Origin of the sequence: Mesorhizobium xinjiangense, assembly GCF_009749525.1 — a bacterium.
Taxonomy (GTDB): Bacteria; Pseudomonadota; Alphaproteobacteria; order Rhizobiales; family Rhizobiaceae; genus Mangrovimarina; species Mangrovimarina xinjiangensis.
The window spans coordinates 109,095-134,760 of sequence record NZ_WOAC01000011.1; the positions used below are offsets into that span (position 1 = coordinate 109,095).

28 protein-coding genes are annotated in these 25,666 nt (G+C 61.9%); 8 read left to right on the forward strand and 20 right to left on the reverse strand.

The window, feature by feature from the left end:
- Positions 1–79 precede the first annotated feature (79 nt).
- Complete coding sequence (locus GM909_RS13205) at positions 80–358, forward strand: HU family DNA-binding protein (RefSeq protein ID WP_157016854.1); 279 nt, start codon at positions 80–82, stop codon at positions 356–358.
- 84 nt (positions 359–442) lie between these two features.
- Here the strand turns inward: GM909_RS13205 and GM909_RS25780 are convergent, their stop codons facing one another.
- The 4 genes from GM909_RS25780 to GM909_RS13220 form a co-directional block, all read right to left on the reverse strand.
- Complete coding sequence (locus GM909_RS25780) at positions 443–607, reverse strand: hypothetical protein (protein WP_198174239.1); 165 nt, start codon at positions 605–607, stop codon at positions 443–445.
- Positions 608–908: 301 nt separating this feature from the next.
- Entirely contained in the window at positions 909–1,226 is a 318-nt protein-coding gene (locus tag GM909_RS13210; protein ID WP_157016855.1) for a DUF736 domain-containing protein, read from the reverse strand.
- Positions 1,227–1,925: 699 nt separating this feature from the next.
- Positions 1,926–2,402 (reverse strand): hypothetical protein, encoded by a 477-nt coding sequence (locus GM909_RS13215; RefSeq protein WP_235911878.1) that lies wholly within the window; start codon positions 2,400–2,402, stop codon positions 1,926–1,928.
- A gap of 71 nt (positions 2,403–2,473) precedes the next feature.
- Positions 2,474–3,400 carry an ArdC family protein gene (locus GM909_RS13220; protein WP_157016857.1) on the reverse strand — a complete coding sequence of 309 codons (927 nt, stop codon included), beginning with the start codon at positions 3,398–3,400 and terminating at the stop codon, positions 2,474–2,476.
- A 303-nt stretch (positions 3,401–3,703) separates the two neighbouring features.
- Here GM909_RS13220 and GM909_RS13225 point away from each other — a divergent pair, with 303 nt between their 5' ends.
- A complete protein-coding gene (locus GM909_RS13225; RefSeq protein WP_157016858.1) occupies positions 3,704–4,006 on the forward strand; it encodes a type II toxin-antitoxin system Phd/YefM family antitoxin in 303 nt (100 codons plus the stop codon).
- Positions 4,003–4,476 carry a type II toxin-antitoxin system VapC family toxin gene (locus GM909_RS13230; RefSeq protein WP_157016859.1) on the forward strand — a complete coding sequence of 158 codons (474 nt, stop codon included), beginning with the start codon at positions 4,003–4,005 and terminating at the stop codon, positions 4,474–4,476. Before GM909_RS13225 ends, GM909_RS13230 begins: the two co-directional genes overlap by 4 nt.
- Positions 4,477–4,560: 84 nt before the next feature.
- Here the strand turns inward: GM909_RS13230 and GM909_RS13235 are convergent, their stop codons facing one another.
- Complete coding sequence (locus GM909_RS13235; RefSeq protein WP_157016860.1) at positions 4,561–5,148, reverse strand: hypothetical protein; 588 nt, start codon at positions 5,146–5,148, stop codon at positions 4,561–4,563.
- Positions 5,149–5,615: 467 nt separating this feature from the next.
- Here GM909_RS13235 and GM909_RS13240 point away from each other — a divergent pair, with 467 nt between their 5' ends.
- The gene (locus GM909_RS13240; protein ID WP_157016861.1) at positions 5,616–5,930 is read left to right on the forward strand and encodes an alkylphosphonate utilization protein; all 315 of its coding nucleotides are present in this window, start codon (positions 5,616–5,618) and stop codon (positions 5,928–5,930) included.
- A gap of 12 nt (positions 5,931–5,942) precedes the next feature.
- On the opposite strand, the gene GM909_RS13245 is transcribed toward GM909_RS13240, so the two are convergent.
- The 14 genes from GM909_RS13245 to GM909_RS13310 form a co-directional block, all read right to left on the reverse strand.
- On the reverse strand, positions 5,943–6,272 hold the full coding sequence (locus GM909_RS13245; protein WP_328600459.1) for a DUF7673 family protein: 330 nt from the start codon (positions 6,270–6,272) through the stop codon (positions 5,943–5,945).
- A 166-nt stretch (positions 6,273–6,438) separates the two neighbouring features.
- On the reverse strand, positions 6,439–6,651 hold the full coding sequence (locus tag GM909_RS13250; RefSeq protein WP_157016862.1) for a hypothetical protein: 213 nt from the start codon (positions 6,649–6,651) through the stop codon (positions 6,439–6,441).
- Positions 6,648–6,902: a hypothetical protein gene (locus GM909_RS13255; RefSeq protein ID WP_157016863.1), complete on the reverse strand. Its 255-nt coding sequence runs from the start codon at positions 6,900–6,902 to the stop codon at positions 6,648–6,650. Before GM909_RS13255 ends, GM909_RS13250 begins: the two co-directional genes overlap by 4 nt.
- Before the next feature lies 1 nt (position 6,903).
- A complete protein-coding gene (locus GM909_RS13260; protein ID WP_157016864.1) occupies positions 6,904–7,299 on the reverse strand; it encodes a hypothetical protein in 396 nt (131 codons plus the stop codon).
- Positions 7,300–7,338: 39 nt separating this feature from the next.
- Positions 7,339–7,668: a hypothetical protein gene (locus tag GM909_RS13265; protein WP_198174240.1), complete on the reverse strand. Its 330-nt coding sequence runs from the start codon at positions 7,666–7,668 to the stop codon at positions 7,339–7,341.
- Positions 7,665–8,552 carry a DUF7007 domain-containing protein gene (locus GM909_RS13270; RefSeq protein ID WP_157016865.1) on the reverse strand — a complete coding sequence of 296 codons (888 nt, stop codon included), beginning with the start codon at positions 8,550–8,552 and terminating at the stop codon, positions 7,665–7,667. The genes GM909_RS13265 and GM909_RS13270 overlap by 4 nt, the downstream gene beginning before the upstream one ends.
- Positions 8,549–9,025, reverse strand: a complete 477-nt coding sequence (locus tag GM909_RS13275; RefSeq protein ID WP_157016866.1) for a hypothetical protein — start codon at positions 9,023–9,025, stop codon at positions 8,549–8,551. The genes GM909_RS13270 and GM909_RS13275 overlap by 4 nt, the downstream gene beginning before the upstream one ends.
- A gap of 88 nt (positions 9,026–9,113) precedes the next feature.
- A complete protein-coding gene (locus tag GM909_RS13280; RefSeq protein WP_157016904.1) occupies positions 9,114–10,802 on the reverse strand; it encodes a ParB N-terminal domain-containing protein in 1,689 nt (562 codons plus the stop codon).
- 354 nt (positions 10,803–11,156) lie between these two features.
- A complete protein-coding gene (locus tag GM909_RS13285; protein ID WP_157016867.1) occupies positions 11,157–16,262 on the reverse strand; it encodes a lactate dehydrogenase in 5,106 nt (1,701 codons plus the stop codon).
- 83 nt (positions 16,263–16,345) lie between these two features.
- Positions 16,346–16,744, reverse strand: coding sequence for a DUF3085 domain-containing protein (locus tag GM909_RS13290; RefSeq protein ID WP_157016868.1), 399 nt, complete (start codon positions 16,742–16,744; stop codon positions 16,346–16,348).
- Between the two features lie 10 nt (positions 16,745–16,754).
- Complete coding sequence (locus GM909_RS13295) at positions 16,755–17,357, reverse strand: DUF1419 domain-containing protein (protein WP_157016869.1); 603 nt, start codon at positions 17,355–17,357, stop codon at positions 16,755–16,757.
- 138 nt (positions 17,358–17,495) lie between these two features.
- Positions 17,496–18,455 (reverse strand): DUF3991 and toprim domain-containing protein, encoded by a 960-nt coding sequence (locus GM909_RS13300; protein ID WP_157016870.1) that lies wholly within the window; start codon positions 18,453–18,455, stop codon positions 17,496–17,498.
- Positions 18,456–18,730: 275 nt separating this feature from the next.
- A complete protein-coding gene (locus GM909_RS13305) occupies positions 18,731–18,913 on the reverse strand; it encodes a hypothetical protein (RefSeq protein ID WP_157016871.1) in 183 nt (60 codons plus the stop codon).
- 324 nt (positions 18,914–19,237) lie between these two features.
- Positions 19,238–19,510 (reverse strand): hypothetical protein, encoded by a 273-nt coding sequence (locus tag GM909_RS13310; RefSeq protein WP_157016872.1) that lies wholly within the window; start codon positions 19,508–19,510, stop codon positions 19,238–19,240.
- 430 nt (positions 19,511–19,940) lie between these two features.
- Between GM909_RS13310 and GM909_RS13315 the strand changes: the two genes are divergently transcribed.
- From GM909_RS13315 to GM909_RS13330, 4 genes are all read left to right on the forward strand, one after another.
- On the forward strand, positions 19,941–21,770 hold the full coding sequence (locus GM909_RS13315; protein WP_157016873.1) for an ATP-dependent nuclease: 1,830 nt from the start codon (positions 19,941–19,943) through the stop codon (positions 21,768–21,770).
- On the forward strand, positions 21,751–23,016 hold the full coding sequence (locus GM909_RS13320) for an ATP-binding domain-containing protein (RefSeq protein ID WP_157016874.1): 1,266 nt from the start codon (positions 21,751–21,753) through the stop codon (positions 23,014–23,016). The genes GM909_RS13315 and GM909_RS13320 overlap by 20 nt, the downstream gene beginning before the upstream one ends.
- Positions 23,017–23,663: 647 nt before the next feature.
- On the forward strand, positions 23,664–24,065 hold the full coding sequence (locus GM909_RS13325; protein WP_157016875.1) for an SPW repeat domain-containing protein: 402 nt from the start codon (positions 23,664–23,666) through the stop codon (positions 24,063–24,065).
- Between the two features lie 406 nt (positions 24,066–24,471).
- Positions 24,472–25,080: a Tim44/TimA family putative adaptor protein gene (locus tag GM909_RS13330; protein WP_157016876.1), complete on the forward strand. Its 609-nt coding sequence runs from the start codon at positions 24,472–24,474 to the stop codon at positions 25,078–25,080.
- Positions 25,081–25,089: 9 nt separating this feature from the next.
- On the opposite strand, the gene GM909_RS13335 is transcribed toward GM909_RS13330, so the two are convergent.
- Positions 25,090–25,443: a DUF488 domain-containing protein gene (locus tag GM909_RS13335; RefSeq protein ID WP_157016877.1), complete on the reverse strand. Its 354-nt coding sequence runs from the start codon at positions 25,441–25,443 to the stop codon at positions 25,090–25,092.
- Positions 25,444–25,666 lie beyond the last annotated feature (223 nt).

Here is a 25,666-nt window from a genome sequence, read left to right on the forward strand (position 1 = left end):
GATGAGCTGGCCGGCCTCTTCCGAAGGGAGGCATTCGTTGTCATAGGTGGTTGGGGCTTTCCAACACAAAGGTATTTCAATGACAACAACGAATGAGATTGCCGACAAGATCGCATCCGAGCAGAGCCTGACCAAAGCTCAGGCCAAGTCGATCGTTGAGAGCGTGTTCCACCAGATTGTGGACGCGGCCAAGACCAACGCTGAAACCAGCGTGCCCGGATTTGGCAAATTCAAAATCAAAAATACCCCGGAACGCGAAGGCCGGAACCCTTCGACTGGTGCGACGATCAAGATTGCGGCCTCGAAAAAGCTGACCTTCACACCGGCGAAGGCGATCAAGGATGCCCTCAACGGCTGAGCCGGGACGGGCAGATGCGCACTCGCTCGCATCCGAAAGTCGTCAGCGCCGCACGTAAGCGATGCGGCGCTGATCAAAGCCTCCCTAAAAGGGAGGCTCGGCGCTGATCAGGCCCTCCATCTCGGCCCAGATCTCCTCACGCTCGGCAAGTGCCTTCTCCAGTTCGGTCTCGATCCAGCGACGCTCGTCCTGATAGACGGCATTTCGCAGCTCGGCACGCAGCTCCTCGATGTGCTGATCGATCAACATTGGTCATCTCCTTGATGTTGGTGAAAGATGACATCGGCGGTCATGGTGGGCCGGAGGGGTCAGGGATCGCGTAGCGACCGGCGGAGCCGGCGAGTGGGGGAGCCGAAATGCGTCAGCATTTTGGGGGGACCGCTCGTCCTTGAGGCCTTCGGGTCGCCATGGCATCCTCGGATGATCTGAGCAGACACCCCGGTCCCGGTTGCACGCCCGACAACCCGCCAGCAGGCTCGATGCCTGCTTGCGGGTTCATCACGCGCGTAGGGAACCCCGCCTTGGCGGCGGGGCTCCATCTTGGCGGGGATCAGCTCTCCCGCTTCGGGCGGTTCCAGATGAGGGCGTATGCTCCCTCCTGCTCGCTCGGCCAAAGCGCCGCCGTGATCGGGGCGTTGAAGCTCGGATCGTCCAGCTTGACGGAGACGTATTCCTCGCCGTCATTGGAGACCTGCTTCCAGCCGGCGCCGACCTCGACGTTGTTTCCGGCGGTAACGCGGAAGTCCGGGGCGTCGCGCGAGACACGCTCGATCGGGTTCAGGCGAGCCTTGAAGCTGACGCTAAGGGTGCGGACGAAGCCGACGATGCTGTTGTTGCCGTTGGTGGTGAATTCGCCGATGACAGCCATGACTGTTTCCTTTCGGGTTTGCTCGGGCCGCGCCTATCGCGACCTCGATGGCGGTGTAAGGACCGGCGGCGAGCGGCTCCGCACCCACCGGGCCGGAACGAAGTGGAGGGCGGACGGGGACGGTCTTTTTGCTTCGCGATGCAAAGCCCGGCCTGCCGGGCGGCGGAAAAAGATCGGAAACGACCGTTGCGGAAAGGCGATCGAGACGAAGTCGGCCTCCGGTCACACCAGATCCATTGAGGTCTGCGTGGGTGCGCCATGACCCAACCGGAAGGAGGCGGTGGTAGCCTACGATCATCGGTGTTCTGCGGTCCTCGTCAACGGCAACAACAACATCGTCGACTATATTGCCAGGATCGAACGCCGGCCGTGGCCGCCAGGTCGATCGTCGCGCGCCTCCCTCAATGCTCCGCCGCGTCCTGGTTTTGACGACAACGTTGGTCACGGAGCCCTGGAGAAAGTTTCAAATTCCATCGGGAGGCCCGCATCTACGCGCGTGTCGGAGTCTGAGCGGCACTCCACAACGGCCGGGGCTGACCGTGCGATGATGAGTGACCGTGCGCTCCGCTGCTTGGCCAGAAGCGCGAGCGCGCTTGCGACATCAAGCCTGCCAGAAAGGTGGGTTTCCTCTCGCGGAGGGCCGCGCGCCGGAACAAAAAGGTTCCGCACCTTTCCCGGTTAACGATGGAGGGTGGAGCATCAGCGTGCTTCCGCATCGTATTGCTCGAGCCACAGTCGCAGCTCCTGGCGCATACGGCCGATCGGGCCGTTGATCTCAGTGATCCGAGCATCGGCGGCGACATAGCCACCGTCGCGGAACAGTCCGACGAAATGGCGCATGATGTCGAGATAGAGATGACCGCCCACGAGAGCGACTTCGGCAAACGGACATCGCCTAAAGGCGGTCATGCTGCCGATGTGCATTCCTGGATGTTCGCCGGACGGCATCACGCGCCGCTGCGTTTTTGGACGTGGCCAGCGCGTCACCAGGCCGCCCGCCTTCATGGCGATGGCGGTCTCTTCGGTCATGCGCTTGTCGTAAGTTTCGATCGGCGTGCGAGCGTCACGAAACCCGTAGTGGGCGGAGAGGACGGCGACGCGGGCCTTCGTTCCATCCGGATCGACGTGGCGCAATGTCTGCCAGAGCGGGCCATCATAGCGCTTGATGGCCGGCATGTAGGCCGGCCCTTCGCGCTTGGTCGCCGAGCAGGCGAGGATCAGCAACCGGAAAGAAGGAAGTGGCGCCATTACGCCGCCTCCCTTTCAGTCTTCACCTGCGGCTGGAGCTGATGAAGGAAAGCGACCGCTCGCTGCGCGTGCGCCGCCGCCTGAAAAATCGCACGCTTGTCCCCCTGAAGAACGCGCAACCACGATTGAACGTAACTGGCGTGATCGGGGCGCGGCTCCAGCTCCGGCACGATGCCGAGATCGGCGCAAAGGAGTGCGGAGCCGATCTCCGCGACCAGCTCCTCCCTCGCGCGTTCGCTCCGATCTTTGGAATAGCGGCTGAGGTCTCGGCCGACGCGACGAGGGTCCGCCGTCCAGTGGACATGCTCATGTCCGAGGACGGCAGCGTAAGACGCGGCGTCACGGAAAGTCTCGAACGGCGGCATCTGGATGTGGCCCGAGGACGGCGAATAGAACGCCTGCGAACCGCCATGCCGGATCTCGGACCCGGTGTTGGTAAAGAAGCGATCGGCATGTTCGATTCGTTCGATCGGATCTTCGACCGGCTCGGGCTTGTGATAATAGTGGTCCGGCAGGCCTTCGATCTGCTCGACGTTGAACACCCCATACGCTTTCAGGAAGGGGATTTCCCTGTCGACCTCGCTGCCTTGCGCATCGGTCTCTGTCTTGGTGAACCGGCTGGCATAGATGACAGTCGAGCTGGTCTCGCCCTTGCGGACGTGCGCCCCAAGCTCGCCGGCCTGGCGGAACGTCATCCAGATCGGAGTAGCGTAACCGTTCGCCATCGCTTCCGACCAGAGAAGCAGAACATTCATGCCAGTGTATGGTTCGCCGTTGTGGCGCAATGGGCGCGTGATGCGGCCCTTCGCGTGGCTCGCCCGCCAGGGTTGCACCCACGGCCGAACGCCCTTTTCCAGCTCCTCGACGATCTTTTCGGTGATCCTTACATAGATGTCGGCGCGCGATCCGTTTTCTTTCCTACTCATTTTCTTCGAACCTCCGTTGAGGAGGCCGCGCCGATCGCGGCCCCGTTACGGGGTCCGTCGGCCGGGGAGGCGGAAGGGCGCGCACCCGACCGGGGTCCCCGTCGCGCCTGCGCGATGGGGTGGTCACGAGGCCGGAACGAAGTGGAGGACGGCGAAGCCGTTGCGCGAACCGCCGATCCCCGGCAGGACCAGCGTCCGGAACGGGGCCGCGAGCGGCATTTCTCCGACCCTTGCCTATCCTTGGTCTTTAATTTCAGCGCCGGACGCGCTATGTATCTGACTATCTGACTAGGTGTAGGACCGATGGGTAAGCAGGCAGAACTGATCAGGGGCAAAAAGCCCGCCAGCCGAACGGCCACCGGACGCTGGAAGCTGGAAGAAGCCAAGGCGCGTTTCAGCGAGGTGGTCCGTCACGCGCGCGAGGAAGGGCCTCAGCGCGTGACCGTGCGTGGCCGCGATGCGGTCGTCGTCATGAGTGTCGAAGAGTTCGACAGGCTGGCGCCACAAAAGCCCCGCGCGCCGTTTGTCGCGTTCATGGAAAGCCTGCATCTCGAGGAACTCGATCTGGAGCGCGAGATGGATCGCGGCCGGGACGTCGAACTTTGAAGGGCTGGCTGCTCGACACAAACGTCGTGGCCGCCCTGATCAATCCGCGCGGCGCGCCCTCTGTAAAGACCTGGGCCGCAGGTCAGGACGAGGAAACCTTCCACATCAGCGTGCTGACGCTGGCGGAGTACGACAAGGGCATCCACAACCTTCCACCCGATCACGAGGACCGGCCGCGCTACATTGCGGCGCGCGACGCGCTTGCCGAGCGGTTCGGTCGACGGGTCGTGTCGCTCGATGACGACATCGTGCGAAAATGGGGAAGGATATCGGGGAAGGTGAAGCGGGAAAGCGGTCACGCGCCGCCAGTCATCGACACGATGCTTGCCGCAACAGCGATCAATCTCGATCTCTATCTGGTCACGCGCAATGTGAAGGACGCACGGCCGTCCGGGGCGTTTGTCTTCGACCCTTGGAATGACGATGCGGAAAAATTTCCGTTGAGCCCACGCGGGCGCGCCACCTCATAGCAACATGAAAAAGGGCCAGCCTCGCTTGAGACCGGCCCGATTACAACGGCAAAAGGGGCGAGGCCGAAGCCTCGCCGGGGCGGCTTAGCCGAAAGCCGCCATCTGGAGTTCGACGGCCTTGCGATCAACTGCCTGGCCGGGATGCTCGACGGCGCGCTCGAACGGCTTCCACTTCTCGCCGACGACCTGCTCGTAGGCGGCAACGACACCCTCGGCCGCCATGCGTAGCGCATGGGACTGAAGGCACATATCGGCAGCGAACTCGCGCTTGCGCTGGGCGACGCTGTCGAAACCGACCGGGCCGTCGAGGTCTTCGTCGCGGATGTCGTTGGCGAGCCTGCTTGTCGCGTCCTTGGCCTCGGTGACCGCGCGGGAGTAGAACTGGCCGGCGCCGTGGGCGGACCCGACATAGGAGCCGACGATCCGCTGCAGATGGATCTGCATCGCCCGCTCGCCCAGGCCCTCGCTGAGCGCATCGGCGGTCTCGACGATCATGCGCTCGTGCAGGTCACGGATGCCATCACTGTCTAGGACCGCAAGGCCAAACGCCTCGGCGATCTGCTCGGCCATAGCCGCGTCCGGGCAGCAGAGCCTGACCATTTCGAGGGTGGTGGCCTTGCGTAGCGGGAGAACCTTGGCTGTCTTGCGGGAAGCGCGAGCGGTCTTGGTCATGGGAAAGTCCTTTCCTTCGGTTCGCCGAAGGCTCGGATCGGCCCTTGCCGGTCTTCCCTTCGGGTGCGGTCAGGAAAAACCGGCGTCAGACGGGGGCTTCAGGGTCCGGGAGCGCCAGCGGCGAGCAAGACAGGTTTGCGGACAAGCAGGGCTTTCAGCCCTTGCGCAGGACGCGGGCCTGGCTTGGCGAGACCGGCGATATCCGGCCGCCTCGCGGCGCGGAACGCGACCTTGAAGCCAACGGCAGCCGGTTTAAGACCGCAGCAAAACCCGAGGGGATGAGCCGGCAAGGAACAGTCTGGACCGACCGTCGACAGGAAAGAGATCTCCCATGCCCATGGCCAGCGTGCCTGCCGAGCCACCGGGATCAACAGCCGCCGCCACCATCGAAGATCAGTTGCTTCGCTCCCCGAAGCGGCCTGCGAGAGCCATTCGGTGGGATTGGCAAATGCGTTCCGCCCTGCGATATGGCCGCCAAGGACCAGAGCGATGAAGACTACGTCTACGACGATGTGACCCGGGAATGGGTGCCGGCTTGGCAGATCGCTGCAGCCTCTGGTGCCCCGGTGTTAGAAGCTTGGGACGCCTCCGGAAATGTGCTGGCAGACGGAGATTCGGTCGTGCTGGTCAAGGACCTGAAAGTGAAAGGCGCTGGCCAGACGCTCAAGCAGGGCACGGTTATCAAGCCGATCCGGCTGACGGACAAACCGCAAGAAATCGACTGCCGGCACGACACGATCAAGGGGCTGGAGCTGCGCACCGAGCTCGTGCGCAAACGTTGAGCTCGGCCGATATCAGGCCGGCTCGTTCGACCGGGCCCAGACCTCCGGACGCCATTCGGCGATAATTGCTTCGATTTCGGCGCGATGCTCCGTCGCATAGACCGCGTCGTCCTGCCGGGCGAGCCAGGAAAAGACCACGGCCATGTCCGCCGCAATCTTTCGATCGACCGCGAATAGATCCGCAATATCGAACCCGCCGAGACTCTCCGCGTTCCACCATGCGAGAATGAAATTCGCGACCCGCCGGGCTTGGCCGGTATCGCTCCTAGCAATTTTGAGAAGCCGCTGGAAAGCGGCCCAGGTCGGTTCGTCCATTTCCAGTCCCTCGCGCGTTTTGGCCAAGGTAGCTCATAAATGTACCGAATGCACCGGGTCCGTATCCGCAGATCCCTTGCACATCTGAAGCACGCCAGCAGCAAGTGCGCGCGCTCGCGTCCGACATGACGATCGGCGACGCGGTGTCCGGACGGACGCCGGCACCATCGACCGGGTGACGCTCGGCATGAGCTTACGGTCGATTCGCACCGTCTCGTTGCCGCCTGGCAAGCTCCCGAATGGCGCTCAGCGCGTCCTTCACCGCATCGAAACCCATGACGCCACAATCGTCATAGAAGAAGTGACCTAGCCGAAGGGTCACGATGATCCCGTTGCCCAATTCGCGCTCGTCGTCCCAATGCTCGACAAGCGGGTGAGTCGGGGCTTCCCGAAATCCTCGGCTCATGGGGCGCCCTCCCCGTCATCAACGGTTCGGCCGCCCCCAACCGCGGCAGCTGCTGTATCGTAGAGATCGAGTGCACGCACGATCCGCTCGCAATCGTCATCGAACCGGTCGATCTGCGACCGGGAACCCGCGACAAGCGTGCCGATGTGGCGTTCCTTTCCCGGCGCAAAGTAAAAAAGGTTGCGCCGATTTCCGTAGACAGTTGCCGTCGCTACATAGTGTCCGGCGTGCAGGTCATCTGGCTTGCTCATCTCAGCGTCCTCTCGCCGCGTCGGCAACGATGGCGTCTGCCTTCGCGATCGTCGCCATTGCTCGCGGAAGCCAATGCTCAAACTCATGCCGCGATAATCCCATTGGCCGGGCGGGTTCCTTCAACAGAGCGAGGAGATCATCAAAGAAATCGGCCTTGCGCTGAATGGTTTCATCGAACCGATCGGGCACGGCAATGGTCGTTCCAGCATAGGCCGTTCGGCCCTTCCAGATGCCGGTCACATAGGTTTCGCCGGAGGTCTCGACATCCTCCTTGCCGTCTCCCCAGCCTTCGTCCGCGATCGCCAACTCGCAGGCGGCCTCGGACGTCGTCGCTTCATAGGTGCGCTGCCGATAAACGGGCAGGCGATAGGTGGCCTCGATCGTATAGAGCGGCATTGTGGTCCTCCTTTCTTGATGCTGATTGGTGTGTCGTGATCACGCAGCCTGGGCATTGGCTGGCAACAGCCGCTCCCGCAAGGCGGCGATGGCCTTGTCCTGTCGCGCGAGCTTGCGTGACAATGCGTCGATCTCGGGCTGCCGCTCGGCGGTGATGGCCGCCAGATTGGCGCGATAGCGTTCAAGGAACGCGCTCGCATCGGGCGGCTTTCCCCCGCGATACGCCGTGCGTTTTGGTTTCAGGCCTGGGATCAGCGCCGTCATGCGGCGCGTGATCTGGCGCTCGATGATGTCGAGCTGGTGCTGGGTCTGCCGGCGAGCCTCCTCCATACGAAGTAGCTGCGCGCGGCGGTCGCATGACACGATCATGCCACTCTCCCGCGCTGCCAGCCGATGAAGTCGGATGGCCCGCCATAGACACGGTGCCGACCGGGATCGATCACGAAACCGAACTGACCGACGTCATATTCTGACGAGGGGACAAGAAAGCGCCGTTCCTCGGTTCCGGCGCCGCGTTTGCCGCCAGGGGTCGCGACGCATTCGACGAAACCCTTTTCGTGGCTGGACGTGATCGCCGAGATCACGATCCAGTCGTTGGCGTGTTCAAGCTCGAAGGCTCGTTGGTCCTTCGTGCGGGATTCGCCCGGCTGCAGGACGGTGCCGAAGATCGTCTCCCAGGCATCCGGCCAGGAATCCTTGATCGTTCGTTCCGCGCAGCGCCGCTCAAAGGCAGTGAAGAGATGCGGGTAGGTGAGCGCAACAATTGCCCAGCACTCATCCTCTTCGTACCATCCGCCCGGTGCCCGAAGCTTGGGGTGAACCCTGCGGTTCCGTTCGCTTGAAAGGTGGAAGCCGCCGTGCCCTGCCGTGGAGTGGCAGGTGACGCCCTCGGCAAAGACGGTCGCACCCTGCGATGCGCCCCAGGGCGTGTTGGCACGGGAATGGATTTCCGTGCGGCCCAGCGCACGTTTTTCGCGTTGATGCTCAGCGTTTTCCAGCACGCGGGCTCGAAATGCCGCCTCGTCGGCAAGATCCCCGGAATGACCGTAGAAATCCTCGCGGGTCCATTCGTCCATCGGCTTGCGGAGTCGCCATGCCGCGACAAGGAAAGGCCGGCCATCACGGGCCGGCGCCATGGCGAAAGCCGTATCGCCGACGAGCGCGACGGTCATGCCGTCGGCGCTGCGGCCAAATGAAACCCCCGGAGATCCGGGGGTCGCATCCGGCTGGGCCGGAAGATCGATGGCGTTCATGCTGCCGTCCTCCCCTCGACAACATCGGCCGCGGCCTCGTCGGCGGTGACCTCCTTAAGGACTGCATTCGGATAGCCATGCCGCGTCAGCCATTCCTCTGCGTCCTGCCCGTTGTCGCCGACATGGACCAACTCTGCGTCAGGACCTGGTCGCTCCAGAACCAACACCGATCCCGCCGCCGGACGCTCAACGATCGAGAAGCTGAGATCGGTATTGACCGAAAAGCTGCGCAAGACGCGCATAACGATAACGGAGCGGCTCCCGATATCCTGCATGTGCAGAGTGATCTCGGCCGGGATGTCGGTATAGCCGACCATCGTTTTTCCGCGTTTGCGGATGAGCCGACCGCGGTTGTTGCGCTCAAGCCAGGCCTGAAGCTTCTTGCGGTGGCGTTCGGGAGGACGTGGAGTGCCATCGTTGAATTCTATGATCGAACCCAACGGGGCGTGCTCAAAAACCAAATGTGCGGACATGGGTTTCTCCAGTTTTTACGGTGTGAAAATAGAACCGCCGCCGGTGGTGCCGGCGGCGGGGTGACGTCGGAAGGCAGTGGGAGGCCTGTTACTCGGCCGCCTCGCGGAAGCCTTCGGAGTATTCGTCATTGAGATCGCCGTCCGCTGGGGCCGAATCTTCAGTGAGTTCGTCCTGATGCTCCGGCGCATCGTCGTCTTCAGACTCTTCGACGGTCTCATTCTTCTTGAGCCACGCGGCGAGGCCTTCTGCATCCGGCGCGAACAAGGCCGCGGGATGCACGAAATGCCCCTCCTTGAAGTGCTCGACCAAGGCAGCGCGGGTGTCCTTGACTCGCTGACGCGGCAGGACCGGCGTGTCGACGCACGAGGCTTCGAGCGCCGGACGGGAGAGGCAGGACAGGAACTCTTCCGTGCCCATGTTCGGCAAGAACCCATCGGCGCCAAGCACCTCGCCCGCAACGAGCGCCAGAATGCCGGATTTGCTGATGTTCTCCCGGCACGAGAGAACATCGATAAGCACGTTGCGCATGGCGACGCGCAACGTGTCCGCGTCGAAGGCGAACTTGCCCTGGGCATCGAACAGCATGGCGGCATGACGCCCGAAGCGATTGCCGAAGCGGAAGTCGCCACCAGCGCCAGAGTCGACGCGGACGTTCTGGCCGGCGAATGCCAGAATCAGTAGCGCCATCAGCGTATCGTCTTCGATCGGCGCCCGAGCGAGCGCCTCATGCAGCGCATCCGTACGCAGATCGCCGATCATGTCGATGCCCTTGCGCGTGACATCAGGGCGAGGTTTCGAGACCACAACCGGCTCCTCGGCCGCGCCATTGCCCTTGGCCTTCTTCTTGTCCTCAGGCATGCGGTAGTGGACTGACTGCACCTTGCCGTCGCGGTCGAGATACATGGCAACGTGATCGGACTTCGACGGCTTGCCATAGACGCGCTCTGCCTTCTTCGGCAGTTCGGGCTGGCCCCAGGTGTTCGCCTCGGTGATGACGCCCTTCTTGGGAAGATTGTTCGTCATCCATTCCTGTTGGGCGCCCAGGAAGGCTTCCACATTGGTGGTATAGCGGCTGTCCTCATCCGCTGGCGCGAACAGATCCTCGACCCACGCGATGCCATATGCCTGCGCAAGGTCATCGCCGAAGCTGGCATCGCGCGCATACATGCGGGTCTTCGCCAGGCCGTTTGCGACGCTCCACCACGAAACCTGCGGATCGCCCTTGGACGGCTTGTGCGCCTTCCATACTTCCTTCTGCTCGTCGAGCGAGGCGGCCGCGATGATGCGGAGCTGACGCTCGTCGGGCATGTCGCCCTTGGCCATATGGTCGAGCATAGCCGGCAGCACGTGGGCGAGCAGGCGAAGCTTCTTGATCTGACGTACCGGCAGGGCGAGAGCGACGGCAATCGCCTCCTCGGTCCAACCGAGTGCAACCAGCCGCTCGATCGCGCGCCACTGATCGACAGGATTGAGGTTTTCGCGGGCGATGTTCTCGACCATCGAGCGCATCGCACCGCCATCTTCGGCCGCTTCGCCGACCAGAACGGCGATCTCCTCAATTCCCGCGGCGATTGCCTGTTTCACGCGGCGGTGACCGAACTGGATGACGAAGCCGTTGCCGCCATCAGTCTGTGGGGCAACGACGGGCGGTTGTACGACGCCGACGGCCTTGATGGTCGCCAGCAGCAATGCGTCTGCCTGCGGGCTGGATTTGCTCCGGCGGGCCCGGTCAGGATTTTCTATCAGCGAACGCGGATCGACAATCTTGATTTCCATGGGGATGCTCCTTCTCAGGGTTTCGGGACGCGGCGACTTACCGGTCCTTCTGCGTCTTCTTCCCGAAGACATCCCCCGGCCCGCGGAGCGGGCGGGCCGGTGCAACTGCGGCCGAGCATCCCTGTCCGGCCGGACAAGCGGGGCTGACAGCCCTGCGCAGGACGACGGGCCGGGATTGCGAGCGGCGCGGTTGAGCGCCAGCGGCACCGGTCAGACCGATCTGCGAGCGGAGTTTTCCCCTCACATTTCCTCTTTTCCTTTCCTTGGACCGAAAGGGCAGCAATGCCGTCGACGTAACCATCGACATGAAAAGAGCCAGCCAAGCCTGTCGGCGCGGCTGGCTCGAAGGTCGGGTCAGGCAGCCATCTGAGCAGCGTCATCAGGACGCTCGATATCCATGGCGAGCGCCTCCTCGATTTCGGCAAGCTGTCGACGTTTTTCCGCGAGCTCGCCGGCGAAGGCGAACTCGCCCTCCTCGTCGCGTGACTGGTACGACGCCAGCCTGCGGCGGGCGTCGGCTAGACGCTGACGATAGCGTTCCCGCTCCCCCTCGAAATCGCCAAGAGCGTGTTCAAGCCGTGAGACCGCTCCAAGCGGAGTGGTCGTCACCGGAAGATCGATCTCATAGTCCGCATTGGTGCGTAAGAGCATGGTGGAGTAGCGATAGCCGTCCTTGCCAAAGCGCTGTCCCTCATATTCGAGATCGAAACCGCCGATGGAGGCTATGACGCTCGCACCCTCGTGCTGAAGCTGGATAAACGTGAGGATTTCCTTCATGAGCGCCCTACCCGCCTCTTTTCGCTCGGTGTAGGCTTTGCCGACGACCATCATCGCGAACGCATCCCCATCGGTCGGAATGTAGCGCTCCGTGTCCTGGCCGATTTCTGCAATGCGTCGGTTCGAAAGCTCGATGTCGCGTTCCGCATCGCGTATCTGCCGGCGGACGGCGTGCTGGTCATCGATATGGGCGGCGCGCAGACGTTCAAGCCGTGCGACGTCAGCCTCGAGCCCAGCCTTCTGCATCAGGCGTTGATCGCCGGATGCGATCGCCTTTGCCATGGCGAACTGGTTTGCCTGCCCCTCGCCGAGGTCTTCGAGACGGCGGATCGAAGTGTCGCCGGAGAGTGCCGCTGCGATAAATCTCGCCTTGCGCTCATTGTTCTGCCACATGGTCGCGTCGAGACTACCCTCGGTAGCGTAGGCGTAGATATCCACCTCGTCATGCTGGTTGCCCTGTCGAACGATGCGGCCCTCGCGTTGCTCGATCTGGGACGGCAGCCACGGCACGTCGAGATGGTGCAGGGCCTTGAGACGGAGCTGCGCATTGACACCGGTGCCCATCGTCTCCGACGAGCCAATGAGGAAACGGACTTTACCGGCACGAACATCGCCGAACAGGCGCTGCTTGGCCTCCGACTTCTTGAAGTCCTGCATATAGGCGATTTCTTCTGGAGGCACGCCGAGCCGCACTAACTCGTCACGTATCCAGCGATAGGCTGAGAACCCGCGTGATTTCTCCACGCTGATCGTGCCGAGATCGGAAAAGATCATCTGCGCGGCGCCGGGTAGCTCGAACGGCTTGCCGTCCGGTCGGACATAGGTGTGCCCAGACGTCTCCCTCCAGATCCGGAAGGCGTTGGAGATGAGATTGTTGAGCTTGTTGTCGGGCTCATTGTCGTTGTCGGGGTCGACCAAGCGTAGATCGATGGCGGCATGGCGGCCATCGGTGATGACCGAGAGGAGGATGTCATCCCCGGGCTCCGGCGGGCGGTCGCGCTCCTCGATGGCCTTGATGCGTGCGTCGAGTACCATCTGGTAGTGCTTGAATGCTGTGGTTGGCTTCGACGTGAGGATCTGGCGCTTGCCGGTCGAGACCGAGGGAACCTTCACATATTGGCGCAAATCCTCCGGCATCACGACGTCCGCAAACGCGCGGAACATCGCAATCAGCTCGGGCACGTTGACGAAACTGGCGAAGCGTGAGACCGGCTTGTATTTGCCAGACGGCTGAAGCTCCAGCTCGGTGGTTGTATCGCCGAAGGTCGATGCCCACGCGTCGAACTCGTGCAGGCCGCGCTCCATCAAGGCAGCAAAGCCCATCAGACGCTGGACAGAGAACATCTCGCCCAGTGTATTGGTGATCGGCGTGCCGGAGGCGAGCACGAGCGCCCTACCCGGATTCTTCGTCTCCACGAAGCGAGACTTCACATAGAGGTCCCATGCCCGCTGCGATCCGTTCGGATCGACGCCCTTGAGCGTCGACATGTTCGTGGCGAAGCTGAGTTTACGGAACTCCTGGGCCTCATCGACGACAATCTGGTCGACACCGATTTCGCCAATGGTGAGCAGGTCGTCCTTGCGGGTGGAGAGTGCCTCCAGCCGTTCCTGCAAACCCTCTTTCAGGCGCTCGAGCCGCTTTCGCGATACGCGGTCATCGCTGTCGACCTTGGTGAGCAGCGTTTCGTAGAGTTCCAACTCGTCATGGATCATTCGCTGCTCGAAGGCCGACGGCACGCCGATGAACTTGAATGCCGAATGGGTGATAATGATCGCGTCCCAATTCGCCGTGGCCGCCCGGCTGAGAAACCGGGCGCGCTTGTCCTTGGTGAAGTTGGTCTCATCGGCAACAAGGATACGAGCGGTCGGATAGAGTGCCAGGAACTCACGGGCAACCTGCGCCAGGCAATGGCCAGGCACGGTGAGCATCGCCTTGTTGATGAGGCCGAGGCGACGTTGCTCCATGATGGCGGCGGCCATTGTCATGGTCTTGCCGGCGCCGACGGCGTGGGCGAGATAGGTTGCGCCGGCCGAAATAATCCGCCAGATGCCACGTTTCTGGTGCCCATAAAGAACGAAGGCGCCCGAGGCGCCGGGAAGTTGGAGATGGGCGCCGTCAAAGGCTCGAGGGGCTATATTGTTGAAGCGGTCATTATAAACTCGCGCCAGCCTGTCGGTGCGATCCGGGTCGGACCAGATCCAGCGCTGGAAAGTCTCCTTGATCTTGTGCAGCTTTTCCTTTGCAGCCTCGGTGTCGACGACATTGAGGACGCGTCGCTCACTGTCGCCGTCCTTCACCGTATCGAAGATCTGCGGCACGCGGCTGTTCAGCGCGTCGGCAAGCAATTCACCGGCATGGCGGCGTTCGGTGCCCCACACTGACGTCCCATCCGCTGACCAGCCAAGCTGGCGGGCCTCGACCGTCCATGAGGCCAGTTCGGGCATGTGGTGGATCTTGATCTCGGCGTTCATCGTCTCCTTGACAAAGGCGACGACATCGGCGGCTGGTATCCACGGAGCGCCGAGGCGCGCGGTGATGTCCGAGGGTCGAAGATCGGCCGGCTGCACGCCCTGCAGGACCGCGACATTGCGTTCATAGGCTGGATCGAGTGCTGCGGCGGCTTCGGCCGCTTTGAGCTTGTCGCGCACATGCCCGGAGAGGTAGGCGTCGGCCATCTGCCAGGAACCATCGGCCGGATCGCGGAAGATGGCGCTGCCGAGTTCCGCGGCGACATCGTCCAGATCGCGATGGAGGAGTTCAGCGATGTGTTCAAGATCGACGCGACCGCGTTCGTTGAGCACGACGGCCAGCGCATCGGCGGCACTGGTGATGACAGGGGGGGCAGGCGGAGAAATGACACGCTCGGTGAAGATGGGACCAGGCTTCGCCGTATCGTTTTCGAGGTCGTAGTCCTCGATCGACGCCACCAGCCAGCAATCGGGATCATCGAGGAAGGGCTGGAGGTTGGGGCGGCGATGGCTTTCGCGCGTCTCGCCGGTTTCGGTGTCCTCCGTCACGAAAACCCTGGTATGGTTGATGGGCCCGAAGTCACGCACGAAGCTCGACCATGCGATGCGAAGCCTGACCTGCAGGTCCTTCCATGGCCGATCGAGCTCCTGGGCTTTCAGCACTTCCCGAACGGCATCGCGAACCGGGATCAGCTTCTGAATGATCCGGACGTGCTTTTCCGGTATGCCGTCGGCGCTCCGCCCCTTACGCACCTTCACCTTGAGCGGCTCGCCGTCGATCACCTGCATCAGCCCGTGCGCCTTGTCGAAATAGAAGCTGCCCTCACGGACATGGCGGTTGGACGGCAGATCGATGATTGCCGCATCGTCTGCGTCTTCCAGATCGAAATCGATCTCGGTTGGTTCGCCGTCATAAAGCGCTTCCGGAAGAAGAAGCATGGAAGCGGCGAGCGCCTCGCCCAGCGCGACGTCCGGCCTTGGCCGACATGTGTAGGTTTCGCCAAAGGGACCTGAGGTGAGGGCGTGCGTGCCAAGCACGAAATTCGGATGATGTGCGAACCAGCGATTGACGCGGATGGTACCCTCGTCCTCGGTCGCGGGCCGCACTTCCTCAGTATCGAGCCATGATTGATCGCCGTCCGGCTCCCCGGCCTTGCGCTTCCGAAAAAACAGGATGTCGACGACGACGTCCGTGCCAGCGTCAGCGCGGAAGCTACCTTCGGGCAGACGGATGGCGGCAAGCAGGTCCGCGGATTTCGCGACATGCTCGCGGGCAGAACAATCCGCCTTATCCATTGTGCCGGAGCCGGTGACGAACGCGGCGAAGGCGCCAGGCTTCAAGAGGTCGATCGACCGCGCGATGAAATAGTCATGCAGGCGCAGGCCCATAGACCTGTAGGCGCGATCCGACCGCACTGTCCGGTCCGAGAACGGCGGATTGCCGATGGCGAGATCGAAACTCGCCGGCAACTCGGTGCGGGCAAAATCGCCTGTGACGATACGCGCCCTCGGCTGCAATAGCCTTGCGATGCGTGCCGTGACCGGATCGAGCTCGATCCCGGTGACGTGTGACACGTCACGCAGCGGCTCCGGCATCAGCGCTGGGAACATGCTTGTGCCGATGCCGGGTTCGAGCACACGGCCGCCGCGCCATCCGAGTCTTTGCAGGCCCGCCCAAATAGCTCGGATGATGAACTCCGGCGTGAAATGGGCATACTGGGTGCAACGGGCCAGCGAGGCATAGTCGGCCTCGCAGATGGCATCCTCCAGGTCGGAACCGATCTTGTCCCAGCCCTTGCGGAACTCAATCTCTCCCGGACGGCGGAAAACGCCATTGGCAAGATCGGATGCGCCGAAGCCGATAAACCTGATCAGCTTCTCCTGCTCCTCCGGTGTTGCGGCACGCTCCTGATCCTCGATCTCGGCGGCAAGCCGGATCGCGGCGATATTGTCACGAGCACGCTCTTTCCAGCCTCTGGCCAGATTCCGGTCGGAGGCGAGATAGAAGTTTGCTCCCCGCGTTTCGGCGTGAGCTGGTGGGACCGTCACGCTGGCGATCGGCATGGCAGGCGCCGGTGAAGACGGAACCGGGTCATGATCGTCATCGGAAACATCGTCGAAAATGTTGCCGAAGGCTGTGACGCCGAGACCGAGCCCAGAAGACAGGGCGGTGTTGCCGAACAGGTCGATGGTGAATGGGTCGTCATGTGACATGGAAACTCTCCGTGAATGTCGGGCGAGCGCGAGCGCGCGCACGGCTATGCCGGTCGCGGAAGGGCTCGCGGATGGTGAGGCGACTAGCGGGTGATGAGGGTCAGTGAGATCTCGGTCTCGCTGAGCTGTACGCGCAGATGCGTCGAGCGATGGTTTCGGTCGAACAGCGGAATCAGCCGTTCGGCCGCTATGAACTCAATACCGTCGTCGCCGCCGAACCAGCGCCGTTTGTAGTCCCACCAGTTGGGGTTTCCGACGGGGTGGCACTCTTCCGAATAGATGACCAGGGCGTGTTGGGACTCGGCAAGCTTGCCGTTGGAGAGAATGTAGACCCCCTGATCTCCGACCAGCCAGAGGCCGGGCTTTTCGCCCTCGCCCGGTCGTGTGCCGTAGTAGGGGTTGCGATGGCCACCATTAGCGGCGGCATCGGCGATTCCACGATCGATGACCTTGCGCACAGCCATGATTGGAAATGTGAACATGGCTGCCTCCTCACGCCGCGATCGCGAGGGGCAGATGCCGCAGATGCACCGGAAGCTTTGCTGCGATTTCGTCGTCCGTCAGTGCATCGAGGAGTTTGAGAGTCGTCCCGCGGCTCCATCCATAGAAGAGGACTGTGCGTTTGCCGCGATGTTCGGGCATCCACAGTTCGCCGGCATAACCACGGTACTCATCATGGGTGCTCGACCAGATATGCTCGATGCGTTCCTCGCGCGTCATGGCGCGGATCGGGCGAGATTCGCGTTCGACGATCACGTCGCGTATCTCGACGGCCGAGCGTGCTTGCGACAGGTCGCAATAGGCGTGGAAGTAGCGCATCTTGCCGTCTATGTGCAGCGTGTAGAAGACGCTGGTGACCGAGCCGGTGAGAAATTCGCGCAGGGCGAACATTTCACCGCGAATCCACAGCGGCGGCAGGATCTCGAACATATAGTCGTGGTCTGCCCGAGCCACTTCAAACCACTCGCCAGCATAGAGCGGGCCGGAATCGCCTTGGAAGCGGTTCGGGCGCTGCGCGTGGCGGTCGAACATGCGAAACATCTGCCTGCGGTCGGCGATGCCCTGATAAACTTTGCGGATGGAAGAAAGGGTCATGAACGGGCTCCTATGGCCTTGTCGGGCCGGAGCGCGGTTCATCCTTCCGATCTCACCGTCATCTTCAACCCTTCTGACCCCTCCCCCGCTGCCGCCTCTCCGCCCGGCCGGGTCAAGGGCCGCGTAGCGGGCGAAGCTTTACCCTTGACGCGACCGGCGGGCATGCGGCAGGCCCCGTCTCCATTCCCTTCTCGCCTGCTCCTCCCTCACTCTTGCTTTCCACGCCTCGTTCCAGTCCTCGGCTGGGGGCTTGTGCCGTATCCAGTCGCAGCCGGCCGTTTCGGCAATCTCGCGCAGGCGGCCCGCGAAAATTTCCCCTTGCGGATTGTCGTCCGTAGCAGCCACGAGCTGCACATCGGGACGGTTTGCAAGTGCTCGGACCGCCGCCTCGGTTGCTGGAGACCAGCCTCCGCCTGTGCTCAGATAGAGGCTGCCCTCCCGTATACCCTCGAAGGCGGCGAGGCTCATGGCGTCGATAGCTGCTTCGGTAATGCACACCCGCACGGCCGCAGTGGATCCAAAGCGAAAGAGTATTTTGGTGCCGCCCGATGAAAATCCTCGCCACTCGGGGCCTCGTTCTTCCCAACCAACCAACGAACCACTGGCATCAACATGAGCGGCCCACATGCTGCCATGTGGGCCTTCACGCAGGCAGTCCGCCGCAATTGCAGCACGAAGGACCGTTTCCGGCAGAAACCGTTCGCCGCGCAGATAGCGCCAGGTTGCCGACCCACGCCATGGCTTACGCCGGCCGCGCCAGCGCGCATGAACGGATGGTTCCAGGTCAGGATCGCGAGCGGGTCTTCGCCAGGTTGGCTCGCGCGGTATGTAACCGACCAGCTCGGCCGCGAGTCCGAGCGCCTCACCGAAGTTGACGTTGTCTATGTGCTGAATGAGGGAGAAAACGTCGCCCTTGGCATCGCTGAGCGGATCGAACCAGCCCTTTCCCTCATGGATCACGATGATGATGTCGTCGCCGCGTCGATGTTTGACGGCGCGTCGCGTGCTTTCCTTTTCGTCGATCCCGAAACCCGCCAGTTCCAGCACCGCCGCACAAGGAACACGGTCTCTGAGTTCGTCAACCTCATTTCTTTCCATCATTGCCTCCAGCAACCCTCTCGGCGCCAGCCTCTTCATTTCTTGTGCCCATTCCCGCAGGCCTGCGGGACCGCTTCCCCAACGCCGCGAAGAGCGGCGAGGGCAAGGGCGCGGCCACAGGCAAAAGGCGACCGGTAGGTCGCCCGGGCCGCGGCGCAGCCTCCCTTGCGGTCGCCGGCTCGCCAGCGGCACATCTCCGCGTCAGCCAAGGGCGGGAGGCGTCCACTGGCAACCCGGCATTTCTGCTGGGTTGCGAACTTGGTGGCGGAGCCGGCTCAATGAGCCGACCCGACCTGGTAAGGGTCGTATTCGTGGATCACCTCGACGTCCGCGTCGTCGAGCTCGTCGCTCGGCATTACGCCGAACTCGCCGTTGACCGCGAAGAGCGTGACCGGGACCATCAGAGTGCGGGAGAGATTGAAGGCGTGGTTCTGGGCGAGGGAAAGATCGTGTGACATCTGAAGGGCTCCACCGTTGAGCAAGGCCGATCCCCGCTCGATGGCGTCCGTCAATGTCCGGTTCAGGTCGCGATCACCGCGCCGGCGAAGCCAAGCGGCCGCAGCTTGCTAGCGGACCCCTTGTGGGTTGATCGGGAAGATCCGGAACCGGACTAGGAAAGCCATCCACAGAGAGCGGGGGTCGGATTTGCCCAAAGTGAACCAGCCCGGTGGCTCTCGATTTCCCGAACCGCCCGCCCAATCACAATACCGGTCGACCACTGTCCTCGAGTTGGTTCGTAGTCGACGACAAGCGTGGGGCGGAGGGTTGGGGCCTGACGTTGCTTAACGGTTGCGACGTTCTTCGTCGTCGACGATATGCGTCAGCACCGTGATGTTCATTTCTACCTGAGGTGAGAGTCGGGCTACCTCGGCCGCCACCTTGGCCCAATGGTAGATTTCACTTTTCTCACGCCGCACCCGAGCACGGGTGGCCCGGCGTTGCGCCTCATAATAGGCGTTCGTCTGCTCTGCAGCGAGAAGTCGCTTCGCATCATACTGCCAGCGTGCGCGAAGGGCACGGCGATAGTCGATCCAGTGTCGAAGCCTACCTAGCATCTCCCCCGTTTCTCTTCAGCGTCAGGGATGGCCGTCCGAAGGATGAAGACCAGCATGGGCTTCAGCTCCGCCAACAGCCCGGCCCCCTGGGCGACGCCATGTTAAACCAGGAGACGGCAAAATGTCCGAGATGAGGTGGGAAGCGGAATGACAGGTTGTAGGCGGCCGCGCGAGGATAGCTGCCTTTCACATGGTCGATGATTTTCGACCGGAAGCGCCTCCTTCGCGGACATTGAAGCAAACATTCAGGCAACATCGCTTTAGTCGGGAAACTGACACTGCAGCCGCGACGCCTAACAGCAGTAAAGTTGATCGTTGCTCCGTAACCGGCGGCGAACACGCGCGCTCGTCGCTGGGAGCGAGCGCACTTCAATCTTCGCGCTTCGCCGGCGCTTCCTCAAATGCTATTGTTCTCGTGGGGGCAGGAACAATGAAGATAGTTCGACTGGACATAGACGGCTTTCGCGGCATCCAGAACGGAACGGTTCTGTTCGACGATTTCACTATTCTCATTGGCGCAAACAATTCGGGAAAGACAACTGTGGTCGAGGCGCTTGCGCTGCTTCTCGGGCGCGAACGTCTGGTACGCCATCTCACGGAACATGATTTCTTCGGCTCCGATCCCGTCGCGGCAACAAGAATAAAGATCGTCGCCACAATTTCGGGTTTCGCTCACAACGACCCCGACCACCACCATGACTGGTTCCGGCAGGGACGCGGCGTCGAGAAATGGTTTGACCCCGTCAGCGGCGACCTACATCCGGCGGCTACAGCGCAGGCGACCGAGCTTGCCTGCCAGATCGCGTTCTGTGCGCACTTCGATCGCACGACGCTCGAAACGGATACGGTGCGCTACTTCTATGACGATGCACATGACGACGATCCGTTCGCGGATGACTCGCCGGTCGTGCCGCTCCCTATCAGCCTCATCAAAGAGCTTGGCCTCTTTCTTGTGCCCGCCAACCGGACTTGGGACCGGATGATGTCCTTTGGCTCCGATCTGTTCCGGAAGACGGTCGCTTACGTGGGGGGTAACCCAGCGGAGGCGGTGCTGGCCGAGCGGGACAGGCTCCGCAATCCCGAACAGCCGCTCGAAGAAGACGAGAAGCTTGCCGCGCTCGTCGGTGAGGTGAATGACGATCTCGAAACGCTCTTCGGCCGCCAGATCGATCTTAGTCTTAGATTGACCACGACCGACAGCGACGGCGTACTCGATGCCGTGATGCCGCACTTTCAGGAAGCGGGACGCCCGCCGTTGCCTGGCCGTAGGCATGGCAACGGAATCATCTCGCTTCAGACTCTCGTGCTGCTCATGCGGTTTGGCAGTCTGCGCAAAGCGCGCGGCGATAACTTTATCATGCTGATCGAAGAGCCCGAACTGCATGTGCCGCCGCCGCAGCAGAGAAAGCTGCTCCACTATTTGAAGAAGATGGCGACGCAGACGATCATCACAAGCCATTCGCCGACCGTCTCATCGGTGGCCGATCCTCATCAACTCGTGTTGATGGTCAACCGCGCGGGCGCGCTATCCGCCAATCCGTTGCTAAAGTCGCCGATCGACCAGAACGCGACGGCAGTGCGGCGCTCGCTCTTTCTGACCGAGCGCGCGGCGACGGTTTCCGCAGTCATGCATCCCGCCGTCCTCGTTCCCGAAGGAAAGTTCGACGCGTCATGGTTGCGCTTGTTCGGCCGCATCGCCGATTTGACGGAGCTTCCCGCAGACCCACAAGGGGCAACTTTCACGCACGAAGTCGGCGTCATTCCAACCAAAGATGCGCGCATTGCGGAGACCTACCGCGACCTTGCGATCGTGCATCCTTCAATCACCTGCCTTGTCGACGGAGACGGGGCGGGCAATGACTACAAGGCCGCTTTGTCGGCAGGCGCATCACCTTGTCACCGGGTCATCCAGTGGCCGAACGGCTGGATAATAGAAGATGTTGTCGCGTGGGTGTGCAGCGCCGATGCAACCATGATCGCGCACGCCGACCTCGCGGCCTTCGGTTTACCCGCAAACATCGGCGGGCTTGCAGACCATCTGAAAGCCGACGGAGCCAAGCGCGACGAAATTCTCCACAGCACACTGGCCGATGTCATAGTCGGCAAGCCCGCGTGCAGCCGCCGCGTGCGGCACGTTCTTTCCGTTCTGGCAGCAATAGCGACCGGCAAACAACCCCTTGCGAACTCGGCCCAAACCGCAGCCCACGCGAATGGGATAACCACGCATTGGACGTTCAACGATGCCTTTCCGGGGATTTGAGGGACCGGCAGGTTCTGGCAAGACCCACAGGCTCATGGAGTCCGTGGGAGAGCGGCTGGCGCAAGAAGCGATGCTGCCACACCAGAAGGTGCTCGCGCTGACTTTCATGCATGGCTCGCGCCGCCGCCTCGACGAGGAGCTACGCTTAAATCCGCTGTTGCGCGGGAAGTCGGTCGCCATGACGATCGACAGCTTCGCATTGCAGGTGTTGACGCGCTGGCGTTCGCTTGCGGCGGCGCTGGGTCTCGAAACCGGAGATTTTAACGCAAACTGCAATTCCTGCGGACAGCTTCTGGAGAATCCGCAAGTCGCGAGATGGGTCGCACGCTCCTATCCAGTCATTCTGGTGGATGAGGCGCAGGAACTCGCACCGCCACGATTGCGCATCGTAAGCGCGCTCGCGCCGCATGCGTCCGTTTTTGTCGCTGCGGACGAATTCCAATGCCTCAACGAGGAGATAGACACCGGCCCGTTCATGGAGTGGTTTCAGGGCGGGGATACCACCCAACTCAACCACATCCATCGAACAGCGGTTGCTGGCTTGCTAAACGCCGGAGCGAACTTACGCCAGCTCGTGGCGCCTGCCGCAGGTCCGGGGCTGACTATCAATTACTATTACAAGAACTACGCGCCATTCCGCATCGGCGCGGCGATACATTATGCGCAAGGAACGCGTGCCGTGCTCTTTCCACCGGCAGGGCGCGACTGGGCTGAAGCGATCGCCCAAAGGCTCAGTCAAGGATTGCACTCCGCCACCTACAATATACCTCCGATACGATTGATCTTGGAGCCGCATGCCTCGGACGAGATCGCAGCCGTGATGGCGGTCGTAGGAGATGGAGACGTACTAACGCCCGCACAGGTTGCCGAGCGATTTGCTCAGTTAGAAAACCCGCCACGCTGGGTGTCGCAAGTTACGGCGGCCGCTTTTCAATCGATGATCCGGCAGGGCAAGACGCTTTGGACCGCACCAGAACTTGGCGCCCTAGTGGATCGGAAGGCTGCAAGTTTCCGCGCTCATGCGAGTGATCGCGTGCGCGGCATTCCGCTTCTTGGTATCCATCAGGCGAAGAACCGGCAGTTCGATCACGTCGTTATTCTTTGGCCGCACGGCGTGCCAGGGAGCGATGAGCTAAGAGCCAGACTGCTCTACAACGGCATCACCCGCGCACGTAGAACCTGCAAGGTGTTCGTCCGCGGGCAAAACCTGCTCCAGCAAGCACCGTTCGTCTTCAACGCTGCCTGACGCGAAAACGGACGGCGGCTTCTCACTAACCGAGCCAGCCCTGTGAACGACCGCAAAGGGGTCGAGAACTGCCGCGCGAAGATTCTCGTTCTGGTAGCAAACATCACCGGAAATCCCGCGTTTTCACCCTGATCTCGTCAACTGTGACGTACGAGGCTGCAAGATCGCTGTCCTTCTCCCACTCGCGCGGCTCCGGCACGGCCGATGGGTCAGGGGTTTCAATAGCCCGATCATCGGGCGTTGTGTCGGTCGCACTCCGCGCGCCAACGACGTGAACGACCATCCAAGCACCGATGAAAGGAAGGCATGGGCAGGGACGCCGATCATCTTGGCGAGCGTGCCGAGATCCTGCGCTTCGAAGAAGATGTCGGGCCTGTTGCGGCGGAAGTCGTCCGCGCGCTCGGCATGGTCAGTGTCTGATAACGTTGGGCGCGACCCTCAAGAGCGGAATGAAAACGATAACGAGCCGGCATTTCTAACAAGGCGCAGACGGGAATACGCTCCTTATACACCTCATCGGGATAACTCGGTGGCAGCACGGGTGACCCATCGATCACAACACGGTCGAATCGTTTTTCGTGCGAGGCGCCCCTCATCTCGGTGTCGCAAGAGCTCGATTGAGCTGCCGAGCGCACAGGAGTTACACCATGCCTTTCCGCTTCATCACAAAATCCATGCACGCTTACCTGATCGACTATCCTGTCGCCATCTTGTTGATTGTTGCGCCATTCTTGCTGAAGCTCGGCGAGAGCAGCCCTGTCGCACTGTGGCTTTCGGTGGTGGCCGGTGTCGCGGCACTGGTGCTGCCGGCTCTCACGGACCACCAGACGGGGCTCGTCAGGGTTATCCCCTACCGGCTGCATCTTTGGGTGGACCGCGCCTTGGGTGTAGTTTTCATCATTGCCCCCTTCGCCTTCAATTTTACCGGGCTTGACGCGTGGTATTACTGGGTTCTCGCCGCTGCGGTCCTGCTCACGACCTCGGTTCTCAACGCACCAGAGGAGAGCGCCGTCGAACGAGCGCACCCCGGCACGCGGACCGCTATCTAGGATCGCTTCGATTTTTGCGCAGGATCCCGTTGCGGACTGATTGCAAGGAACAGCGTGCGGCGCAGATCGGAGTTGACTGTACCGTGGCCGGCGACGCCCCCCATCGAGTCGACGTATGGTCGCCTACCTCTTCGAGCAGCACGAGACCCGTGACGCGAGTCTGGATGGGATGGGCGACAGCACCTACGTCGTGCGCGGCGGGACCTTTCCAAAGAGGCCGAGCAACCCGCTTGTCTCCAGCCTGTGATCCCGCACTCGGAGCAGAGATGAATGGTCGCGCCCGGAGACTAGGCCATGTTGGTGTCGATGTCGGCTCGCAAGGCCGTCGGTTGGGTGGACTTTGTACTCGCCGCCGCCGTTTCACCAGTTGGCTTCCCTGCACCGAATACCATGAAGGGAGGAGCAAATGAATGAAATGGCAGAGGCGGCAACCAACCTGGCGTTAATCTCGCTTCTATGGATTTGGTGGGCCCTTTTTTCAATCTTGAGTACGGCCACGCGGAAACGCGAAGCCGACGACACGGAACAACTCGGTCACTCGATACGAACGGCAGACGCCACCCCAAGCACGGATGACGAGCGCTTTGTCGATGTTCTCCAACTCGACCCTGCATTTAGCCTCAACGCATTCCTCGATGGCGCAAGCCAGGCCTATGAAACCATCGCCGTGGCATATGCTGCCGCGGACATCGAACCCCTGAAGCCGCTTCTGTCGCATGACGTGCTAGCGGCATTCGAGGAAGCCATTGCCGAGCGCAAAGAGCGAGGAGAGACCGCGGAATTCATCCTAATCGCTATCGACCGCGTTGATGTCGTCGACGTGGAGGTGACCCGCGACGCGATCGAGGTAACGCTTCGCTTCCATACCCAGGTGGTTTGGGCGGAACGCTCTACAGACGGCACGGTTGTCGCCGGCGATCCGATCAATGTGGTTAAAATGAGGGAGATGTGGACATTCGCCCGGCCCATCCCGATCACAAGTGATGCGTGGACCATCGTCGCGACCGGCGTCTGAAATCACCGTTCACGATCCATCCTTCTTCAGAAACTCCATGAGCACCACGGCCTGGTTATGCTGTTCGTCCTTTGCGCCATAGAGAAGCGTCACATGGCCTGTGCCGCCGCGCTCACGTAACATGTCCAAGTCCTCGCAGCGCTCTTCTAATTCGTCGCGGTAGCGGCGGCGGAATTCGGGCCATTTTTTCGGGTCGTGTCCAAACCACTCGCGCAGAACAGACGACGGGGCAATTTCCTTCAGCCACAGATCGATCGCGGCATCCGCTTTCTTCAGGCCTCGCGGCCACAAACGGTCGACGAGCACACGCAGACCATCGCTTTCCGCCGGGGGCTCATAGACACGCTTGAGACAGAGCTTCATTGCAACCTCGTTGTCTTATCTCGACATGGGATAATGGTGCCATCGGACCGCTGTTCGCTGTCGCGCCCTTGGAGAGAAGCCACGACAATCTCTACGAGTATGGAAGGCATAATCTTGTTGGCGCCGCGCGCACGAGAAACCACATCTGCACGACCATGAATACAATCCAGTTCTGACTGTCCGAAGCCTTCTCACTTGAGCCGCCAGGGCGCGCAATTGCGGC

Excerpts from the sequence above, each read along its gene's own strand:
- GM909_RS13205 (WP_157016854.1), top strand. The coding sequence starts at position 80 with ATGACAACAACGAATGAGATTGCCGACAAGATCGCATCCGAGCAGAGC.
- GM909_RS25780 (WP_198174239.1), bottom strand. The coding sequence starts at position 607 with ATGTTGATCGATCAGCACATCGAGGAGCTGCGTGCCGAGCTGCGAAAT.
- GM909_RS13210 (WP_157016855.1), bottom strand. The coding sequence starts at position 1,226 with ATGGCTGTCATCGGCGAATTCACCACCAACGGCAACAACAGCATCGTC.
- GM909_RS13215 (WP_235911878.1), bottom strand. The coding sequence starts at position 2,402 with ATGCCGGCCATCAAGCGCTATGATGGCCCGCTCTGGCAGACATTGCGC.
- GM909_RS13220 (WP_157016857.1), bottom strand. The coding sequence starts at position 3,400 with ATGAGTAGGAAAGAAAACGGATCGCGCGCCGACATCTATGTAAGGATC.
- GM909_RS13225 (WP_157016858.1), top strand. The coding sequence starts at position 3,704 with ATGGGTAAGCAGGCAGAACTGATCAGGGGCAAAAAGCCCGCCAGCCGA.
- GM909_RS13235 (WP_157016860.1), bottom strand. The coding sequence starts at position 5,148 with ATGACCAAGACCGCTCGCGCTTCCCGCAAGACAGCCAAGGTTCTCCCG.
- GM909_RS13240 (WP_157016861.1), top strand. The coding sequence starts at position 5,616 with ATGGCCGCCAAGGACCAGAGCGATGAAGACTACGTCTACGACGATGTG.
- GM909_RS13250 (WP_157016862.1), bottom strand. The coding sequence starts at position 6,651 with ATGAGCCGAGGATTTCGGGAAGCCCCGACTCACCCGCTTGTCGAGCAT.
- GM909_RS13255 (WP_157016863.1), bottom strand. The coding sequence starts at position 6,902 with ATGAGCAAGCCAGATGACCTGCACGCCGGACACTATGTAGCGACGGCA.
- GM909_RS13260 (WP_157016864.1), bottom strand. The coding sequence starts at position 7,299 with ATGCCGCTCTATACGATCGAGGCCACCTATCGCCTGCCCGTTTATCGG.
- GM909_RS13265 (WP_198174240.1), bottom strand. The coding sequence starts at position 7,668 with ATGATCGTGTCATGCGACCGCCGCGCGCAGCTACTTCGTATGGAGGAG.
- GM909_RS13270 (WP_157016865.1), bottom strand. The coding sequence starts at position 8,552 with ATGAACGCCATCGATCTTCCGGCCCAGCCGGATGCGACCCCCGGATCT.
- GM909_RS13275 (WP_157016866.1), bottom strand. The coding sequence starts at position 9,025 with ATGTCCGCACATTTGGTTTTTGAGCACGCCCCGTTGGGTTCGATCATA.
- GM909_RS13280 (WP_157016904.1), bottom strand. The coding sequence starts at position 10,802 with ATGGAAATCAAGATTGTCGATCCGCGTTCGCTGATAGAAAATCCTGAC.
- GM909_RS13285 (WP_157016867.1), bottom strand. The coding sequence starts at position 16,262 with ATGTCACATGACGACCCATTCACCATCGACCTGTTCGGCAACACCGCC.
- GM909_RS13290 (WP_157016868.1), bottom strand. The coding sequence starts at position 16,744 with ATGTTCACATTTCCAATCATGGCTGTGCGCAAGGTCATCGATCGTGGA.
- GM909_RS13295 (WP_157016869.1), bottom strand. The coding sequence starts at position 17,357 with ATGACCCTTTCTTCCATCCGCAAAGTTTATCAGGGCATCGCCGACCGC.
- GM909_RS13300 (WP_157016870.1), bottom strand. The coding sequence starts at position 18,455 with ATGGAAAGAAATGAGGTTGACGAACTCAGAGACCGTGTTCCTTGTGCG.
- GM909_RS13305 (WP_157016871.1), bottom strand. The coding sequence starts at position 18,913 with ATGTCACACGATCTTTCCCTCGCCCAGAACCACGCCTTCAATCTCTCC.
- GM909_RS13310 (WP_157016872.1), bottom strand. The coding sequence starts at position 19,510 with ATGCTAGGTAGGCTTCGACACTGGATCGACTATCGCCGTGCCCTTCGC.
- GM909_RS13315 (WP_157016873.1), top strand. The coding sequence starts at position 19,941 with ATGAAGATAGTTCGACTGGACATAGACGGCTTTCGCGGCATCCAGAAC.
- GM909_RS13320 (WP_157016874.1), top strand. The coding sequence starts at position 21,751 with ATGCCTTTCCGGGGATTTGAGGGACCGGCAGGTTCTGGCAAGACCCAC.
- GM909_RS13325 (WP_157016875.1), top strand. The coding sequence starts at position 23,664 with ATGCCTTTCCGCTTCATCACAAAATCCATGCACGCTTACCTGATCGAC.
- GM909_RS13330 (WP_157016876.1), top strand. The coding sequence starts at position 24,472 with ATGAATGAAATGGCAGAGGCGGCAACCAACCTGGCGTTAATCTCGCTT.
- GM909_RS13335 (WP_157016877.1), bottom strand. The coding sequence starts at position 25,443 with ATGAAGCTCTGTCTCAAGCGTGTCTATGAGCCCCCGGCGGAAAGCGAT.